The 2,678-nt window shown below is 63.2% G+C and carries 2 protein-coding genes; one reads left to right on the plus strand and one right to left on the minus strand.

The window, feature by feature from the left end:
• The coding region (locus ACFFAR_RS30365) for a DEAD/DEAH box helicase (RefSeq protein WP_375509131.1) at positions 1–1,409 on the minus strand (1,409 nt) is incomplete at its 3' end.
• A 156-nt stretch (positions 1,410–1,565) separates the two neighbouring features.
• Between ACFFAR_RS30365 and queA the strand changes: the two genes are divergently transcribed.
• Complete coding sequence (gene queA, locus ACFFAR_RS30370) at positions 1,566–2,609, plus strand: tRNA preQ1(34) S-adenosylmethionine ribosyltransferase-isomerase QueA (RefSeq protein WP_375509132.1); 1,044 nt, start codon at positions 1,566–1,568, stop codon at positions 2,607–2,609.
• Positions 2,610–2,678 lie beyond the last annotated feature (69 nt).

Genomic DNA, 2,678 nt, shown 5'->3' on the forward strand with positions numbered 1-2,678 from the left:
TGGAAATTCTGCACGCCATTGCCGGCGTTTTGCGCCTTGGCGCGCAATGCAAGCCGCTGCGCCACGCCAAAGCGATGTTGTTCATCGATGATCGCGAAGCCCAGGCGCGCGAACTCCACCGCGTCCTGAATGATCGCGTGCGTGCCGATCACGAGCTGCGCCGCGCCGGACGCCGCCGCTTCGAGCGCCGCGCGCTTTTCCTTCGCTTTCAAGCTTCCGGCAAGCCACGCGACGGTCACGCCCAATGGTTCGAGCCACGCGCGGAGCTTGCGCGCGTGCTGCTCGGCGAGGATCTCGGTCGGCGCCATCAGCGCGGCCTGATAACCGGCGTCGATGGCCTGCGCCGCAGCCAGCGCGGCCACGATGGTCTTGCCGCTGCCCACATCGCCCTGAAGCAGACGCTGCATGGGATGCGGCAACGTCAGTTCGCCCGAGATCTCCGCGCACACCCGTTCCTGCGCGCCGGTCAGCTTGAACGGCAGCGTCTTCAAAAACCGCGCGACGAGCGATTCAGGCGCGTCATGCAAACGCGGCATCACAGGCGCGGCGCGCGTGCGGCGCTCCTCGTGCGCGCGCTTCAACGACAACTGCTGTGCGAGCAATTCCTCGAACTTGATACGTGTCCACGCCGGGTGCGTGCCGTCGATCAGCGCGTTTTCATCGGAATCGGCATGGGGATGGTGCAGCGTTCTTACAGCGTCGAGCAGGCCGGGAACATTCAGCGGCTGAAGATGCGCGCGGGCGATTTTCTCGGGCAGCAGTTCCGGCAGATGAACACGCGACAACGCGCTGTCGATGGCCTTGCGCAAATACGCCTGCGACACGCCCGCCGTGCTCGGATAAACCGGCGTGAGCGCCTGGGGCAGCGGCGTGTCTTCATCGACGGGACGCACTTGCGGATGAACCATCTCCATGCCGAAGAAGCCGCCGCGCACATCGCCGCGAACCCGCAAACGCACGCCGATCGCCATCTGCTTGACCTGCGAGCCGTAGAAATTGAGGAAGCGCAGCGTGAGTTCGTCGCCGGCGTCGTCGTGCATTTTCACGAGCAACTGGCGGCGCGGCCGGTAGGCAATCTCGTTGTCGAATACGACGCCTTCGGTCTGGGTGTTGTCGCCCGGGATCAGATGGCCGATCGGCGTGATGGTCGTTTCGTCTTCATAACGCATCGGCAGATGCAGCACCAGATCGATATCCGATTTCAAACCGAGCTTCGCGAGTTTATCGACGGGTTTGGGCGGCGGCGCGGCGGGTTTGAGCGGCTGGACCTTGTCCGCGATTTCAAGATCGGCGAGTTTTCTCGCGCGTGCGCGCTTGGGCTTTTGTATGGGCGCGTCCGGTTCGCCCGCTGCTTCAGGAGCAATTTCGGCATCGGGATCGACGAGCAAACGGCGGTCGGACAAGGGCATCTAATCTCTTCAAAGTACAATATCGGCTTCGTTCGGCACGGCGAAGCCTCGTTTCGCGGCCGCCGGGCATTCATCACCACAGTGCCGTCGCGCGCCGCCTTGCACGCATTTTTGCAAAATACCGCGCGGACCATCGCGCACAGATACGCTTTCCCAATGTTCACGCTTTCCGACTTCGATTTTAATCTTCCGCCCGAGTTGATCGCGCAAACGGCGCTCACCGAGCGCAGCGCGAGCCGTTTGCTCGAGGTGGACAACAGCGCGGCTTCGCCCGCTTTCACTGACCGCCAGTTCACGGAACTCCCCGGTCTGCTGGAACCCGGCGACCTGCTGGTATTCAACGATACCAAAGTCCTGAAGGCGCGGTTCCTCGGCCAGAAGGCCAGCGGCGGCCGCATCGAGGTGCTCGTCGAGCGTCTGACGGGGGCAACGACCGCGCTTGCGCAGATCCGGGCGAGCAAAAGTCCGCAGCCGGGCACGAAGATCGTCCTCGCCGATGCGTTCGAAGTCACCGTCGGCGAGCGGGTGGAACCGTTCTACACGCTGCATTTCCCGGCGGATTGCCTGACGCTCATCGAGCAATATGGGCGCTTGCCGTTGCCGCCGTACATCGAACACGATCCCGATGCCTACGACGAAACCCGCTACCAGACGGTCTATGCGGCCAATCCCGGTGCGGTCGCAGCGCCCACGGCGGGCCTGCATTTCGATGCAAACCTGCTCGAAGCCCTTGATGCCCGCGGCATGGAACGCGCGACGTTGACGCTGCACGTCGGCGCGGGCACGTTCCAGCCGGTGCGCGTGGAAAACCTCGCGGACCACAAGATGCACAGCGAGTGGTACAGGCTGCCGCAGGCGCTCGCCGACAAGATCGCGGCCACGAAAGCGCGTGGAAATAGCGTGATCGCAGTTGGAACCACGTCGATGCGCGCCCTCGAAGCCGCCGCCCGCGACGCCGACCAGGCCGGCCGGCCGCTCGCCGAAACCAGCGCCGAGACCGATATTTTCATCACGCCGGGTTATCAGTTTCGCGTAGTTGACCGGCTCGTCACGAACTTCCATTTGCCGAAATCGACGCTGATGATGCTCGTCTCCGCGTTCGCCGGCATGGACCCGATCCGCGCCGCATATGCGCACGCGATCCAACAGCGGTACCGGTTTTTCAGTTACGGCGACGCGATGTTGCTGACGCGACAATAAATTACCAATCTGCGCCGGACTGTTCTCTGGTTGCACAGGAGCTTTGCATGAAAGAAGTAACCAACGTCA

Origin of the sequence: uncultured Caballeronia sp. (genome assembly GCF_964243625.1) — a bacterium.
In the GTDB taxonomy this organism is placed as follows: Bacteria; Pseudomonadota; Gammaproteobacteria; order Burkholderiales; family Burkholderiaceae; genus Caballeronia.